The organism is Amycolatopsis sp. SID8362 (assembly GCF_010550475.1).
In the GTDB taxonomy this organism is placed as follows: domain Bacteria; phylum Actinomycetota; class Actinomycetes; order Mycobacteriales; family Pseudonocardiaceae; genus Amycolatopsis; species Amycolatopsis eburnea.
In genome coordinates this window covers 1-2,867 of sequence record NZ_JAAGNB010001436.1, presented here as the reverse complement: position 1 = coordinate 2,867, position 2,867 = coordinate 1, and the positions used below count along the sequence as shown (strand labels likewise).

Annotated in this window: 4 protein-coding genes; 1 reads left to right on the top strand and 3 read right to left on the bottom strand. The window is 74.3% G+C overall.

What is annotated here, in order from left to right; all coding sequences use genetic code 11:
- Nucleotides 1-1,123 (bottom strand): CdaR family transcriptional regulator (locus tag G3I65_RS44325; RefSeq protein WP_160701415.1); only part of this gene is annotated, 1,123 nt, incomplete at its 3' end.
- Nucleotides 1,124-1,234: 111 nt separating this feature from the next.
- Between G3I65_RS44325 and G3I65_RS44320 the strand changes: the two genes are divergently transcribed.
- Entirely contained in the window at nt 1,235-2,077 is an 843-nt protein-coding gene (locus G3I65_RS44320; protein ID WP_160701416.1) for an SGNH/GDSL hydrolase family protein, read from the top strand.
- A 76-nt stretch (nt 2,078-2,153) separates the two neighbouring features.
- On the opposite strand, the gene G3I65_RS44315 is transcribed toward G3I65_RS44320, so the two are convergent.
- Together G3I65_RS44315 and G3I65_RS44310 are read right to left on the bottom strand one after the other, a co-directional pair.
- Nucleotides 2,154-2,537: a hypothetical protein gene (locus G3I65_RS44315; RefSeq protein WP_160701414.1), complete on the bottom strand. Its 384-nt coding sequence runs from the start codon at nt 2,535-2,537 to the stop codon at nt 2,154-2,156.
- A gap of 80 nt (nt 2,538-2,617) precedes the next feature.
- On the bottom strand, nt 2,618-2,867 hold a 250-nt coding region (locus G3I65_RS44310), incomplete at its 5' end, for an alpha/beta fold hydrolase (RefSeq protein ID WP_203612678.1).

The window sequence follows — 2,867 nt, the reverse complement described above, 5'->3', positions numbered from 1 at the left end:
CGACCGTGTTCGGGTGGACGTGCAGGCGGGCCGCCGCGCGGCGGCGGTTCGTGTCCAGCTCGAGGTACGCCGACAGCGTCTCCACCAGCTCCGGGTGCGCCTCCAGCGGGGCGAGCACCGCGGCCAGCCGGTCGCGCGCCGCGCCGGGGCGGGTCAGCTGGTACTCCACCAGGACGTCGTCGAGGCGGTACAGGCCCGGCTCGCGGCCGAACCAGCGCAGGACGTCCAGCACCTCCGCCGTCCGGCCGGCCACCACCCGGACCTCCGAGGGCGCCGCCGTCTCGGCCGCCGCGAGTACGGCGACGCCCGCCGCCCGCCCGGCCGCGTCGAGCACCGCGTGCCAGCCCGGGATCTCCGCCAGCCGGCCGGTCAGCGGAAGCAGGACCAAGCCGCCCGGGCCGTCCAGGGACGCCAGTACGCCGTCGCCGCAGGCGTGTTCGAACGCCGCCAGGAATCGGCGCAGTTTGCGGCGGACCGCGATTTCGGCGTCCACCCCCGGGGAGGCCTCGTCGGCGTGCGGACCCAGCTCGACGCTCAGCACCAGGTACCGGGCCGGCAGCGTGATCCCGGCGCTGCGGGCGACGACGTCGACCGGGCCGCCGTCGGCCAGCACCGACAGCAGCGTGCGCCGCGCCGTGTGCTCCTGCCCGACCTTCGTGCGCAGTTCCTCCAGGTAGCCGCGGGTGACCGCGCCGGTGACCGTGCCGACCCACGCCAGTACCCGGTCGGCCACTTCGAGCAGGTCGGCGACGTCCGAGCCGCTCGCTTCGGCCGAGCCGACGGCGAAGATCTCCCGAGCGCCGACGTGGTAGGCGTTCAGCACCGCTTCCAGCGGGAAGCCCTCCTCGGCCCGGCGGACCGCGGACGCGCCGATCTGCCGCAGCTCGGCGTCGTTCAGCTCGCGGTCCTCGCGCAGGGTCCGCGCGAACGCCCGCACGGCCTGCCGCGTGATGCCCGCGATGTCGCCGGCCAGCTCCTCCACCGGCAGCCGCCGGTAGTCGGCGACCTCGGCCTGGATGCGCGTCAGCACCCGGGCGATCAGCTCGGGCTCGTCGCGGGTGAGCCGCTCGTGCACGCGTTGCCCGCCGAGGGCCAGATCCGCGCCGGTTTTGTGCTCTGTCACAACCGATCCCCTCGTTCTCTGCCCGGATTCCCAGTCAACCCGGCCGCCCGCGGAGCCGATGGTGTCACGGAGACCAGCCATCGGCACAACGTCAAGGAGGACGGCGTGCGAGTGAGGACAACGGCGTTCATCACGATCTTGGTCACCGCGCTGACGCTCACGACGGCGGGCACCGCGGCCGCCGCGAGCGGCGAGTACGTGGCGCTCGGGGACTCGGCCGCCGCCGGCCCGCTGATCCTGCCCCCGGACCTGTCGTCCCCGGGCTGCCTCCGGTCGCTCGCGGACTACCCGCACGTCGCCGCGTCGCAGCTCGGCGTCCCGCTCGAGGACGTGACGTGCTCCGGGGCGACGACCGCGGACATGTACGCGCCGCAGTCGACCGAGACCGGCCCGGTGCCGCCGCAGCTGGACGCGCTGAGCGCCGCCACGCGGACGGTGACCGTGACGATCGGCGGCAACGACGTCGGCCTGGTCGGCGCCGCGACCAGCTGCATCAACCTGCTCCCCGGCATCAACCCGGACTGCGTCGACCGGTTCACCGCCGGCGGCCACGACCAGCTGGCCGAGAAGATCGCCGCGTTCGAACCGACGTGGGGCGCGCTGCTGGACGCGATCCACGCGAAGGCCCCGAACGCGGCCGTCTACGTCGCCGGCTACGGCACCTACCTGCCGCAGAACGGGTGCTGGCCGATCGCGCCACTGACCCCGCGCGACGCGAACTACATCCAGGGCAGCATCGACAAGACCAACGCGGCACTGGCCCGCCAGGCGGCCGCGCACGACGCGCGGTACGTCGATGTCCGGACGGCGTCGATCGGGCACGACGTCTGCAAGCTGCCTGGCGTGAAGTGGTTCGAGAGCGTGATCCCGACCGCGGTCGCGGCCCCGCTGCACCCCAATGCGACCGGCATGCGCCACATCGGCGCCCTGGTGGCCGCGACGATCTCCGGCTGAAGAGGGCCGGGCACTGGCGCAGCCGACGTAGTGAATGACTCATTCATGTCGCCGGACGACATGAATGAGTCATTCACTACGTCCCGGCCCGGGTCAGGTGCGGCCGGTGCGCGACCGGACGGCGCGGCGAGGGCACCCGCACCGGCGCCCGCCGCGGCCTGACCCGGGCCAGGATCCCCACCAGGACCGTCACCCCGAGCACGCCCGCCGCCACCGCGGAAGCCGCGTCGAACCGCAGCTCGCCCGCGCGCCCGAGCACGAAGCCCGAATGCAGCGCCCACGCCACCGCCGCGACCCCGATCGCGGCGGCGGCCGTGCTCCGGAACGCCGTCAGGAGCACCACCAGCCCCAACGTCACCAGCGCGAACCACGGGAACCGGGTCGCGCCGGCGACGTCCGCGAGCACCACCGCGACGACCGCGGCCACGCACCCGGCCGGGAACCCGAAGCCACCACTCATGCCCCCAGTAAGACCGCCGAACCGGGCGAGAGCGTGAGCCAGGACACCTTCCCTACAGCCCGGCCCCGGATCTTGACGCGCTATTGACCCGTCACGCGCCCGATCGCGTCGGCGATCTCCGGCCAGACCGCGCGCGGCAGGTTGTGGCCCATGCCCGGGATGACCAGCAGCTCCGCGCCCGGGATCGCCGCCGCCGTCGCCTTGCCGCCGCTGACGTTGATCAGCGGGTCGGCGTCGCCGTGGATGACCAGCGCCGGCAGCCGGACCTCGCGCAGGCCGGCGGTGCGGTCGCCGGAGGCCACCACCGCGGCCGCGTGGTGCAGCGTGCCG

What these genes read in the sequence shown, in the direction of transcription:
- G3I65_RS44315 (WP_160701414.1), bottom strand. Translation starts at nt 2,537, where the DNA reads ATGAGTGGTGGCTTCGGGTTCCCGGCCGGGTGCGTGGCCGCGGTCGTC.